Origin of the sequence: Rosettibacter firmus (assembly GCF_036860695.1) — a bacterium.
In the GTDB taxonomy this organism is placed as follows: Bacteria; Bacteroidota; Ignavibacteria; order Ignavibacteriales; family Melioribacteraceae; genus Rosettibacter; species Rosettibacter firmus.
In genome coordinates, this window is sequence record NZ_JAYKGJ010000002.1 from 443,398 (window position 1) to 455,658 (window position 12,261).

Sequence of the window (12,261 nt, forward strand, 5' to 3'; positions counted from 1 at the left end):
CAATTCATAAGAAAATATTTTTTCATTTAATGAAGAAAGCTAAACTCATAATTACTCATTTCGATAATAACCCAGAATCAAAAATAAAATTAGAAAATATTTTTATAAGAGGTTATCATGAAAAAAGTTTTGTTTTTGGGTGCGCTCCTGATATTTTCAGTTACTTCATGTATTACAGAAAAAATAGTTGAACCAATTGTGTCTGATGAGTTGAGTGGACAATATCAATCAGTACCATATACATCTATAGAAGCTGAACCTATAGTAATTTTATTACTTTCTCATGAAGGTAATAAAGTTTATGGAACTGGCAGCTGGAATGCGATAACATTTAATTTTGAAGGTACTGTTATTAATAAGCATGTTATTTTAACTTTTACATTGAAGGATACTAATGTTGGTAATATCAATGGTGATATTGATGGATGGGTTGGTAATGATAATAGTATAGCTGGTGGTTATAAACTCTGGAATTCATACCAGTTATTTAATGGTCCAATTAGACTAAAGTTGGTTCAAAAATTAGATAAAAGGCATGATCAGGGGCAGGGGTATTAATTAAAAGGCTCTTATTGAAGAGCCTTTTTATAAACTCGATAAAGTTTTTCTGATTATTGCTATACCTTTATCAACTTCTTCATGTGTAATTATTAATGGTGGTCTGAATCTAACTGTTGAAACTCCACAACCAAGCATTAACATTTTATTTTCAAATAACTTATTTAAGAATTTTTTTCTTGTTTCGGGATCAGGCATATCAAAAGCACACATCAATCCGAGTCCCCGGGCTTGACTGACAAATTGAGGAAAGTCATTTTGAACTTCTAATAATTTTTCGAGAAGATATTTACCAACTATTCTTGCATTTTCAATAAGATTATCTTCAACAATCACTTCAAGATATTTTCTTGCCCTTACCATATCAGTTAAATTTCCGCCCCAGGTTGAATTTATTCTTCCAGATACTCTTAAGACATTATCTTCAATTTCATCAATTCTATTGCTAACCATAATTCCACATACTTGAATTTTTTTCCCGAACGACATTATATCTGGTTGAACAAAATATTCATGAGCCCACATTTTACCTGTTAATCCTACTCCAGTTTGAACTTCGTCGAATATTAGCATTATTTCTTCTTCGTCAGCAATTTCTCTTAATTTAAGAAAGAATTCTTTTCTGAAATGATTATCACCACCTTCACCTTGAATTGGTTCAATTATGATTGCAGCAATATCATCTTTATTATTTTTTATAGCAGAGTAAATTTCGTTTATTGCTTGATTCTCGAGTTCAATAATTTTATCTAAATTCTTTTCAATCGGGAAAATAATTTTTGGATTGGTAATTCTTGGCCAGTTGAATTTTGTATAATGTGCAGTTTTAACTGGATCGGTGTTTGTTAATGATAATGTATATCCTGATCTTCCATGAAATGCTTCTCTAAAATGAATTACCTGTTGACCTTTTTCTTCTTTGTATCCTTTCTTAAAATTTTTCTTCACTTTCCAATCAAATGCTGCTTTAAGTCCATTTTCAACAGCTAATGTACCACCTTCAACTAAGAATAGATGTTTGAAATATTCTGGCATTGCTAAACGTCTTAATGTGTCCACAAATTTTGCCATCTCAACAGTATAAATATCAGAATTAGATGGTTTATTCATTGCTGCTAAAAGTAATTCTTCTTTAAACTCTGGTGTATTTAGTTTTGGATGATTCATTCCAAGCGGTGCAGAAGCAAAAAATGAATAAAAATCTAAATATTCATCACCTGTTCTGGCATCTATAATTGTTAATCCGTGACTGTTTTTTAAGTCAAGTACAATGTCAAAACCATCAATTAGCATTACTTTTCTTAAAACATCAAGAGCATTGTGCGGAGTAATAACATTAACTTTTTCATTTAATTTGGTATTAAACATAGCTACCTCTCTAAAATTTTTTTATTTAGAATTTTGATATGTGTAGATTTAGAGAGAGGAGAAATTTAATAGACCTGTTCCAGGCGAGAACTTAAATAGCTTTTAAGATGCTTTCTACCAGTTATTTTTTGAAAATCAATGTATTTCATAATAATATTAAATATTCGGTATTAAATTTATCATTCATTATTCATTTTAACAAATCATTTATTTAATAAAAAATTTATTAACAAGTTTATTCTGGATTTATTTTTACTAAATTTGAAAAAGAAATAAATTACTGAGACGATGAAAATTAAATTAATAGTTATTTCTTTATTATTAATTCTAATTCTACAATGTGGAGATGATAAGAAAAACAATATTGATGATCTTTCAAATCTTGAAGTTGACAACACAAAGCTTGCATCAAGTATTGTTGATAGTAAATTAGGAATTAAATTCAAACCACCTATCAAATGGAAAGCAAAAGAAGTAGAATTCTCTAAAAAGGTAGAAAACTTTTCAAAGAATCAAAATTCTTCCGAAACATTCTTCTATAATCCAGTTTATCTCTTCTTTGATGATTCTACAAAAAGTCTTTTAAGTGTTGGTTATATTGAATCATCTGATAGTACATTATCAATAACAAAAAAAATGGATTCTTATAAAAAGTTAATAAATGATAAATATCATTCATATAATTTGAAAGTGAAAGAGTTTGATTACTTAAATATTCCTTTCACACAAATCACTTATGAAAGAGGAAATTTTATAAGTAATAAAATTCTATTTATAGCTAATAAGATGATTATTTCATTCGACTTTACAGTTCTGAAAGATTATTATAACAGTGAAATAAAATTTATTAAAACAACAATTGGATCAATTGAATTATTAAAAAATTAATTTCAGGAGGGCATATGGAATTCTTAAAATCTCTGGGAATTAAAGAAGAAAATTTTGGTGCTTCAACTGGATTAAATTGGTATGATACAAAGACAAGTGGAATAATTGAAGTTGTCTCTCCTGTTGATGGTAAATTAATTGCAAAAGTTTATCAGGCTTCTGAAGAAGATTATAATGATGTTGTAGCAAAATCTGTTGAAGCTTTCAAATACTGGAGAACAATTCCTGCTCCTAAAAGAGGTGAAATAGTTAGACAAATTGGATTGAAACTGAGACAGTATAAAGAGCAACTTGGACGATTGGTATCCTATGAAATGGGAAAATCTTTACAGGAAGGACTTGGTGAAGTTCAGGAGATGATTGATATTTGCGACTTTGCAGTTGGTCTATCACGACAGTTATATGGTTTTACTATAGCATCTGAAAGAGAAAAACATAGAATGTATGAACAATATCATCCGTTGGGAGTTGTAGGTATTATAACAGCATTTAATTTCCCTGTCGCAGTATGGTCTTGGAATGCAATGATTGCAACAGTATGTGGCGATGTAAATTTATGGAAACCTTCATCAAAAACTCCTTTGTCTGCAATTGCTGTACAAAATATTTTATCAGAAGTAATAAAAGAAAATAATTTGCCTGAAGGTTTATTTTCTTTAATAATCGGAAAAGGTTCTACAATTGGAGAGAAATTATTAAATGATAAAAGAATACCACTTATTTCATTAACTGGTTCTATAGAAGTTGGTAGACATGCTGCAGAAATTATTGCAAAACGATTTGGTAAAGCAATACTTGAACTTGGTGGTAATAATGCAATTATCGTGACTCCTAATGCAGATCTACAATTAGCAATTCCAGCAATTGTTTTTGGTGCAGTTGGTACAGCAGGTCAAAGATGTACTACAACTCGTCGTTTAATCGTTCACGAAGATATTTATGAAAAGGTAAAAGAATCATTAATAAAAGCTTATCAAAGCTTAAAGATAGGTAATCCACTTGATGAAAAAAATCATGTTGGACCTTTAATTGATAAATCTGCTGTTGAAGAATTTAAGACTGCACTTAATCTTGTTCAAAAAGAAGGTGGAAAAATTTTATATGGTGGCGAAGTCCTTTCAGGAAAAGGTTATGAATCTGGTTGTTATGTTGTTCCAGCAATTGTAGAAGCAGAAAATCATTATAAAATTGTTCAGGAAGAAACTTTTGCTCCAATTTTATATTTAATTAAATATTCAGGTGAAGTTCAAAATGGAATAAATATACAAAATGATGTTGTACAGGGATTATCATCTGCAATTTTTACAAATAATTTAAGAGAAGCAGAAGAATTTCTTTCTGCGTGGGGGAGTGATTGTGGTATTGCAAATGTAAACATTGGAACTTCAGGGGCGGAAATAGGGGGAGCTTTTGGCGGCGAAAAACATACAGGCGGTGGTCGTGAATCTGGTTCAGATGCCTGGAAATTTTATATGCGTCGCCAAACAAATACAATTAATTTTGGAACTAAATTACCACTTGCTCAGGGAATTAAATTTGAAATCTAATTATAGGTAGAAATTTTATGACATTTAAAAATCATTTCTTAATTCTTCTTACTTTTTGCTCTATATATTATGCTCAATCTATTTATAGAACAGATACTCTAATTACTCTTATAAATGGATTTGAAGACAAATATGGTAACTCTCATATTTACTACCAGATTAATCAGAAAAGTTTTTATCAAGAAGTTGATACAACTTTTTTGACATTGTATGTTTATGATACTAAGAATCAATTGGAACAAAAGCTTTTTAATTCTTATGAAGTTAATTACAATATTTCACAAAATTCATTTAAAAAGTCTATTGTTGATTTTTATTGTCTTGATGATGAGTTACAAAAATATATTGTTCTGTATAATTTATATACTTCCACTGATACATCTGTGGTTTTATTAAATTATGATGGACAGGAATATCACATTGACAATGGTTCAGCTTATTTTATGCAGTTAATAAATGATACAATCTGGATTAACCTGAACAACAAAATTTATTTTAGTAGTGATTATGGTAAAAACTGGGATACCATAAATAATGCTTCTTCTGGTTATTATTTATTATCAATATCTCCATTTAATACTAATATTACATTTTATAGTAAGGATGGAAGATTATATAAATCTTCTAATAGAGGTAATGTAGTTGAATTAGTTCACGATGATGATTACTGGTATGATGATGTGAAAATGTATTACGAAAAAGATAAAAAACATATATATGCAATTACTGCAAATTATGATCATAAAGACCTGCTAATTTCTGATAATTATGGTGAGGCGGGAAGCTGGAAAGCTGTAAAAAAGTTTTTAACTGAAAATTCTACAATGGTTATCGATGATTCAATTGCTGGGCAAATTTATTACTCAACATATGATGAAATTTATTTTTCCACAGATTTTGGACTAAGTTTCAAATTATTAACAAAATTATCAGAACAAATTAATGGGCTATATAAAAAACCTGGAACAAATATTTTGTATTGTTCTACAAAAAATAAAATATATGAAATTAAGTATGACGATAATGGCGTATTATCACAAAAAGTACTGAAAGTATTCTATCCAGGAGAAGTTTTAAAACTTTATCCTTTAGCAACTGGGAATAAATGGATTTATCATGAAGTTGGATGGGCGGCAGATATTTACTTGCATCCTATAAATGATTTTAAAACTATAGAAGTAATAAGTGATACTATAATAAACAATATTCGTTTTTATAAAATTAAAGAAAGAGAGTTTATTCATTATGAAACAATTGATAGTTCAAATGGGAAAATATATATTGCTTATTTTGATGGAGATAACATAAATTATTTTAATGAAAGAAACCTGAATGCTTTACCAGGGGATGATTTTTCAAGAGGGATGGTTAGAGAAATAGCTGATTCAGTAAAATATATATTTGGTAAAAATCGATTTGATAGAAAGTTTTATATAAATTCATTAGATGTTATTTTTCAAGAGTATGTAGATGGAATAGGTTTATATAGAGAGGAAAGATCATTTGATTTTGGTTATACAATATCTGTTTTAAAAGGCTTTATCATTGATGGTGTTTTATATGGTGATACTACAAAAGTTGATGTAAAAGATGAAAAAGAAAAAATTCCTAAGGATTATATCCTTTATCAAAATTATCCCAATCCTTTTAATTCAGAAACAATTATAACATTTTCTATACCGAAACATGAACATGTGATATTAAAAATTTATGATGTGCTCGGAAGAGAAATATCAACTCTTTTTAATAAAGAATTAGAAGCAGGTTTTCATGAATTTAAATTTAATGCACAAAATTATTATAGTGGTATTTATTTCTATAAAATTAAAGCAGGAAATTTTTCTGATACAAGAAAAATGATATTATTAAAATAAAATATAACTCTTGTTTAGTATTAAAACAAAGATTAATTGAAATAGAGGGAATTTATCTTTATTTTAATAATAGAACTACCTGAGGGGAACAATGATAAGAAAAATATTATCAACAATTTTTTTTATTCTTTTAGCAATTAATCTTACATTTTCACAAAATCCTGAGTGGATTTATTTCACTGCATGGAAAAATGAAGTGTACGTAATTGCTATTGAGGGAGATAACATTTGGATTGGGACAAATTTGGGTTTAATTAAAGCAAATATGTTTACAGCACTTAGGGGAGAAAATATTAACTATAACAGGTCAAATTCAGTTTTGCCAGGTTATTATGTTTTTGCAATAGCCATAGATTCACAGGGGAACAAATGGATTGGGACAGATGGAGGCTTAGTAAAGTTTGATGGAGTAAGCTGGACTGTTTATAACACATCAAATCTATATCTGCCATCTAGTAGTGTTTATGCAATAGTCATAGATTCACAGGGGAACAAATGGATTGGGACAGATGGTGGCTTAGTAAAGTTTGATGGAGTTAACTGGACTGTTTATAACAGATTAAATTCAGGTCTGCCAGATAATAGAGTTAGGGCAATAGCCATAGATTCACAGGGGAACAAATGGATTGGGACAGATGGTGGAGGCTTAGCAAAGTTTAATGGAGTTAACTGGACTGTTTATAACCCATCAAATTCAGGTCTGCCAGATGATGATGTTAATGCAATAGCCATAGATTCACAGGGGAATAAATGGATTGGGACAGATGGTGGAGGCTTGGCAAAGTTTGATGGAATAAACTGGACTGTTTATAAAACATCAAATTCAGGTCTGCTAGGTAATTGGGTTATTGCAATAACCATAGATTCACAGGGGAACAAATGGATTGGGACTTTGGGTGGAGGCTTAGCAAAGTTTGATGGAATAAACTGGACTGTTTATAACACTTCAAATTCAGGCCTCCCAGGTAATAGAGTTAGTGCAATAACCATAGATTCACAGGGGAACAAATGGATTGGGACAGATGGTGGAGGCTTAGCAAAGTTTGATGGAGTAAACTGGACTGTTTATAATTCATCAAATTCAGGTCTCCCAAATGATGATGTAATTGAAATAGCCATAGATACCCAGGGAAACGAATGGATTGGAACATATAGAGGAGGCTTAGCAAAATTTGATGGAGTTAGCTGGGTTGTTTATAACACATCAAATTCAGGTCTCCCAAATGATGATGTAACTGAAATAGCCATAGATACCCAGGGCAACAAATGGATAGGGACAAATGGAGGCTTGGCAAAGTTTGATGGAGTAAGCTGGACTGTTTATAACAAATCAAATTCAAGTTTGCTAAGTAATTGGGTTAAGGCAATATCTATAGATTCAGAGGGGAACAAATGGATTGGGGTAGATGTTGGAGGTATAGCAAAGTTTGATGGAGTAAGCTGGACTGTTTATAACAAATCAAATTCAGGTCTACCAAGTGATTTGGTTAATGCAATAGCCATAGATTCACAGGGGAACAAATGGATTGGGACATGGGAAGGCTTAGCAAAGTTTGATGGAGTAAACTGGACTGTTTATAACACATTAAATTCAGGTCTGCCAGATAATTATGTTAATGAAATAGCCATAGATTCGCAGGGGGACAAATGGATTGGGACTTGGGGTGGAGGCTTAGCAAAGTTTGATGGAGTAAACTGGACTGTTTATTACACATTAAATTCAGGTCTGCCAGATAATGATGTTAATGCAATAGTCATAGATTCGCAGGGGGACAAATGGATTGGGACAGATGGTGGAGGCTTAGCAAAGTTTGATGGAGTAAACTGGACTGTTTATAACACATCAAATTCAAGTTTGCTAGGTAATTGGGTTAAGGCAATATCCATAGATTCAGAGGGGAACAAATGGATTGGGACTTTTGATGGAGGTCTTACGGTGTATCGCGAGGGTGGAGTAATTCTTAATGTTGATGCGAAGGAAGAAAATACTGTACCAAAGAAATTTTCACTATATCAAAATTATCCTAATCCATTTAATTCAAGTACAATAATTGAGTTTGAACTCGCAGATATTTCTAATGTTAAACTTGAGTTATATGATGTATTGGGGAGAAAGTTAAGAACAATTATTTCAAATGAACTTCAAGCTGGAAGACACCAGTTTAGATTTGATGCTGCTGATTTACCAAGTGGAATTTACTTTTATGTTTTATCAACTAATAAATTTATTGAATCAAAAAAGATGATGTTGATTAAATAATTTTTGGGAGATAAAATTTTAAAACATTAAATCGAGTTGTAGAGATATTCCATTATCTAGATTTTTATTAATTAAATTGTATCCACTGCCTAAATTCTTTTCATTTGGTTTAAACAGTTCGGAATATTTTACTGAAATGTTTAATCCAAAATTAGTCTTATATTTTAATAATACATACCACCGCATCCCTTCGCCATAAAGTGCAGGTATTGTTACAAGACCAGTTAAGTCATTTTCATATTCATAAATTCTTGAATCATATGAATCTGTTTTGAAAAAGACAATTCTTCCATTAAGATAAAAATTATTTTTTAGTTTATACTGAATATCTTCAAAAAGTAATAAACCTTTTTCATTTGCAAAGTTGTATCTTTTAAGCATAATTGATTCGATTCTGGTTCTTAATTTCAATTTGTTTGATTGATTAAATAAAACTTCTATTCGGATATTTTCATTTTTAAATGGTTGAAGAGAAGTAAAATTATCAATTATAACTTCTTCTTCTTTTTTCTTGATTTTATATTTAAATCTTATTTCAATTTGTTTGAATGGTTTGTAATCATAAAATAGAAGAAACTCATATCCTTTAAGAGGATAGGCAAATGAATTGCTTGATCTGAAATATCTAAATTGATCATAATATATATTAAAGTTTCCAAGTGCAGTCGAAAAGTTTATTCCAGAATAAAATCCTGCTTCGTTTTGTACATATGATTTTTCTCCAAATGAATATCCATGCATGCTAAAAAATTTTTCTGGATAATTTCTAAATGAAAATATCAGAGATAGATTTTTGCCAATGCTGATTAATATGTTATTAATTGTTGCAATTAAAGAATTATGATAAGTTAATTCACCACTTATATTCAATTGCTTTATGAATGTAGAATAGCTAAATGAATAGTAATCATTTGATCTGGACGAAATAAAAAATTTATGTTCATCAAATTCATGGTTTAATTTTGAGTTGTAATATAAAATCCCAAATTTATTATTATTGATAGAATATTCAGAAGAAATTCCAACAATATTTTCTTCTACATTATTTTTTCTTGTTTCTTCTGTTTTAGTTCTATGATATCCATCTGTAATTAATGAATTAATTTTATTGGTTGTGCTATCGAGAGAAGCATCTAAATAATTTTTAGAGAAGAAAGGAGTAAGTCTCAAAGATTTTAGATTAATATTAAATGCAATACCACGTAAAAATTTATTTTCATTTGTTCCTGTATTAAGTTTAATATCATGTGGATTTTTGTTAACGAAATTTACAGCATCAATTCCTTTTGAATATGAGTATGGACTCCATAATGCTAAACCTTGACCGAATTCAATATTATAATCTCCAAAAGTTAAATTAGATATAAACGATACTTTTTTAAATTGTAAGTGGAAAGAATAATAATCCAGATATGATTTTTCTCCTGCATCTTTTTCAGATATAAATCCTGCACGAAAGTAATTATCCGAAATGAATAGGAGTCTACTATATAATTTTTGTTTACTACCAGAGTATTTATTTTCCAGAAATCCTTCTGGAGTTTGAAAGTTGTTAATAATTCTTGTGCGAAAATTTAATTTCCCATTTATTAAAACATTTTTAATCGAAGATAATATTTCCTTGTTTTTATTCTCAATTTTTAAGAAAGGAATAATTTTTTCAATTATTTGATCGTTTAGTTTATTTATGCGATAAAGTTCGTTAAGAGAATTAAAATTTCCATTTGTATTTTTATAATCAATTATTGCTCTGGCTGTATTAAAATCTAAAAAGGGAATTTGTATTAGTTGATCAATAGTTGCTGTATTAATATCAATTGGATTATTGATTAAATCTTCTATTGATTCAAATATTTGAGATTCTACTTCTTCATTTGATGATTCTTCTATTAACGATTGTAAATTGATATTATTCTCGATAGTATCATTTTGCGAGTATAAAGGTGAGAATGGTAAGAGTAACATTAAAGTAAATTTTATAAATCTCATTTGAATCTTTAAAATTGAATTGCAAGACCAAATGTATGTGTAATTCCTAAATCAGGATGCGATAACGCAGCATAATCAAGTGAAATAAATTTATACACAAATCCAAAACCACCTGAAAATTCTTCTGGTTGGTTCATTGTTCCAATTCTTAGTGTTAGAAAATTTAATAGTTCATATTCAATTCCAGAGCGGAAAGAAAAATTATAATTGAGTTCTTTTATAATAGATGCAAAAATATTTAATGCTTCTACTGGCTTATAATAAATTCCTGAACTTAAAATAACAGGGAATTGATTATCTTCTTTTCTAATGGAAGTTCTAAGAAAATTTTCAATTGAAAAACCTAAATTAAAGTTATCAGTTAATCTAACAGTGCTACCAGCATTAAAAATAAAGTATCCTTTTGTTCCATAATTTTTTATTGATAAATTTTTATATATAGATGTAATTCCAATAGAAAAATTATTCGATAAAGATTTACTATAGCAAAAAGCAAATTGAGTTTCTTTGTAAAGTTCGAATCCATAAATCATAACACCTGCACCAAATGTTCCTGATTTAAAAGGATAGACCAGAGATAAATAAGCTGTTGAGAGTTCTTTCAAACCGAAAGGAGAAGGAATGTAAGAAAATCCAGCATAATTATTTGAAAAATATGAAAGTCCTGCTGGATTATAAAAGATAGCAAAAATATTATTTGATGAAGCATAATCAGAAAAAGACAAAGCAGCTTGACGCGCACCAGGTTTAAGTTGTGCGAAGTTAATGTTTATGAAAATCAAAAATGAAAATAAAATTTGAAAACCCTTCGACATACTATGTACAACATAATAGATTGTAAAATTATTTTCAATTACATATTTTGATAAAAAGAATTTAGAGAAAAACATGAAGAAGGTACTCTTTATATTAAGTTTTATAATTGCTGTTTATAATTTAAAAGCACAGGAGCTCGATGCTACTGTAACAGTAAATTTTGAACAACTTCCTGTGGCTGCTAAAGAAAGACTCGAAAACTTTGCCAATCAAGTAAGTAACTATTTAAATAATACAAAATTTACAAAAGGGAACTGGGAAGGTGATAAGATAAAATGTAACTTTAACATTTTTTTCTTAACTGCGAGTGACGAAACAACCTACATGGCTCAACTTGTTGTTACAAGTCAACGACCAATAGAAGGAACAGAAAAAAATTCTCTTATGCTTAATATTTTAGATAATGCATGGAATTTTAAGTACGAGAAAAATCAAGCAATGTATTTTAATCAAACTGATTTTGATCCACTTGTAAGTTTATTGGATTTTTATGCATATATTATTATTGGCTTTGATCTGGATTCATATTACAAATTGGGAGGTTCGGAATATTTTTCTAAAGCATTGGAGATAACAATTAGAGGTGCAAATAGTCCTTTTGGTGAAGGATGGCAATCTAAAGGAACATTATATAATAGAAGAGGATTAGCAGAAAATTTAGTTAATGCAAAATATCAGCAGTTTAGGATGGATTTTTTTGATTATCACTATAATGGTTTAGATCTTTTTGAAAGTGAACCAGAAACTGCCATGAAAAATATTGTAAAGCTCATAAAAAATCTTGAGAAGGTTAGAGATCAAATAGATACACGTAGTGTACTCTTAAAAGTTTTTTTTGATGCTAAAGCAGGTGAGATTGTAGAGTATTTAAAAAATTATCCTGATAAATCAATTTTTGAAACACTTAAAAAAATTGACCCACCTCATATAGCAAAATATGAAGAAGCATTAAAATAATTTT

General features: G+C 29.2%; 9 protein-coding genes. 6 read left to right on the plus strand and 3 right to left on the minus strand.

What is annotated here, in order from left to right; genetic code table 11:
- Positions 1-117: 117 nt before the first annotated feature.
- A complete protein-coding gene (locus VJY38_RS08785; RefSeq protein ID WP_353680320.1) occupies positions 118-558 on the plus strand; it encodes a hypothetical protein in 441 nt (146 codons plus the stop codon).
- A gap of 27 nt (positions 559-585) precedes the next feature.
- Here the strand turns inward: VJY38_RS08785 and lat are convergent, their stop codons facing one another.
- Positions 586-1,926 (minus strand): L-lysine 6-transaminase, encoded by a 1,341-nt coding sequence (gene lat, locus VJY38_RS08790; RefSeq protein ID WP_353680321.1) that lies wholly within the window; start codon positions 1,924-1,926, stop codon positions 586-588.
- Positions 1,927-2,214: 288 nt separating this feature from the next.
- Here lat and VJY38_RS08795 point away from each other — a divergent pair, with 288 nt between their 5' ends.
- The 4 genes from VJY38_RS08795 to VJY38_RS08810 all read left to right on the plus strand — a co-directional run bounded on the left by VJY38_RS08795 (position 2,215) and on the right by VJY38_RS08810 (position 8,495).
- The gene (locus VJY38_RS08795; protein WP_353680322.1) at positions 2,215-2,814 is read left to right on the plus strand and encodes a hypothetical protein; all 600 of its coding nucleotides are present in this window, start codon (positions 2,215-2,217) and stop codon (positions 2,812-2,814) included.
- A 14-nt stretch (positions 2,815-2,828) separates the two neighbouring features.
- A complete protein-coding gene (gene amaB, locus VJY38_RS08800) occupies positions 2,829-4,361 on the plus strand; it encodes an L-piperidine-6-carboxylate dehydrogenase (protein WP_353680323.1) in 1,533 nt (510 codons plus the stop codon).
- Between the two features lie 17 nt (positions 4,362-4,378).
- Positions 4,379-6,235: a T9SS type A sorting domain-containing protein gene (locus VJY38_RS08805; RefSeq protein WP_353680324.1), complete on the plus strand. Its 1,857-nt coding sequence runs from the start codon at positions 4,379-4,381 to the stop codon at positions 6,233-6,235.
- A 91-nt stretch (positions 6,236-6,326) separates the two neighbouring features.
- Positions 6,327-8,495: a ligand-binding sensor domain-containing protein gene (locus tag VJY38_RS08810; protein WP_353680325.1), complete on the plus strand. Its 2,169-nt coding sequence runs from the start codon at positions 6,327-6,329 to the stop codon at positions 8,493-8,495.
- An 18-nt stretch (positions 8,496-8,513) separates the two neighbouring features.
- On the opposite strand, the gene VJY38_RS08815 is transcribed toward VJY38_RS08810, so the two are convergent.
- The gene (locus VJY38_RS08815) at positions 8,514-10,484 is read right to left on the minus strand and encodes a ComEA family DNA-binding protein (RefSeq protein WP_353680326.1); all 1,971 of its coding nucleotides are present in this window, start codon (positions 10,482-10,484) and stop codon (positions 8,514-8,516) included.
- 8 nt (positions 10,485-10,492) lie between these two features.
- Entirely contained in the window at positions 10,493-11,374 is an 882-nt protein-coding gene (locus VJY38_RS08820; protein ID WP_353680327.1) for a PorV/PorQ family protein, read from the minus strand.
- Between VJY38_RS08820 and porD the strand changes: the two genes are divergently transcribed.
- Complete coding sequence (gene porD, locus VJY38_RS08825) at positions 11,373-12,257, plus strand: type IX secretion system protein PorD (RefSeq protein ID WP_353680328.1); 885 nt, start codon at positions 11,373-11,375, stop codon at positions 12,255-12,257. The genes VJY38_RS08820 and porD overlap by 2 nt on opposite strands.
- The last annotated feature ends 4 nt before the right edge of the window (positions 12,258-12,261 follow it).

Coding starts and splice junctions, on each gene's coding strand:
- VJY38_RS08785 (WP_353680320.1), top strand. CDS start 118: ATGAAAAAAGTTTTGTTTTTGGGTGCGCTCCTGATATTTTCAGTTACT.
- lat (WP_353680321.1), bottom strand. CDS start 1,926: ATGTTTAATACCAAATTAAATGAAAAAGTTAATGTTATTACTCCGCAC.
- VJY38_RS08795 (WP_353680322.1), top strand. CDS start 2,215: ATGAAAATTAAATTAATAGTTATTTCTTTATTATTAATTCTAATTCTA.
- amaB (WP_353680323.1), top strand. CDS start 2,829: ATGGAATTCTTAAAATCTCTGGGAATTAAAGAAGAAAATTTTGGTGCT.
- VJY38_RS08805 (WP_353680324.1), top strand. CDS start 4,379: ATGACATTTAAAAATCATTTCTTAATTCTTCTTACTTTTTGCTCTATA.
- VJY38_RS08810 (WP_353680325.1), top strand. CDS start 6,327: ATGATAAGAAAAATATTATCAACAATTTTTTTTATTCTTTTAGCAATT.
- VJY38_RS08815 (WP_353680326.1), bottom strand. CDS start 10,484: ATGAGATTTATAAAATTTACTTTAATGTTACTCTTACCATTCTCACCT.
- porD (WP_353680328.1), top strand. CDS start 11,373: ATGAAGAAGGTACTCTTTATATTAAGTTTTATAATTGCTGTTTATAAT.
- VJY38_RS08820 (WP_353680327.1), bottom strand. CDS start 11,374: ATGTTTTTCTCTAAATTCTTTTTATCAAAATATGTAATTGAAAATAAT.